Annotated in this window: 1 pseudogene; it reads left to right on the plus strand. The window is 41.4% G+C overall.

Going from position 1 to position 353, the window contains the following annotated elements:
- Positions 1–97 precede the first annotated feature (97 nt).
- A pseudogene (locus HC175_RS21180) lies at positions 98–353 on the plus strand (tRNA (N6-isopentenyl adenosine(37)-C2)-methylthiotransferase MiaB); the annotation flags it as partial.

The following is a 353-nucleotide window of genomic DNA, read 5'->3' on the forward strand; positions in this document are numbered from 1 at the left end:
CTCCCGAAAATGAATAATTTCCTCCTGTCACTTTGTCATAACTCAACTAATATCTTATCTTTGCCCGTTCAATTACCTAATGGTACTTTTTTGAATTATGGAGAAGATAATAGACGAAAAACAGCAGGGAAATGCACTGGTAATGGAGCCCAAATCGGGCAACGGAAAGAAGCTGATGATCGAGAGCTACGGTTGCCAGATGAATTTTAGCGACAGCGAGATCGTGGCTTCCATTCTTGCCAAAGAAGGATTTGACACAACTCAAAACCTCGAAGAGGCAGACCTTGTCCTTATTAATACCTGTTCCATTCGCGATAAAGCCGAACAAACGGTACGAAAGAGACTTGAAAAAT

The sequence above is a fragment of the Salinimicrobium oceani genome (assembly GCF_012037645.1).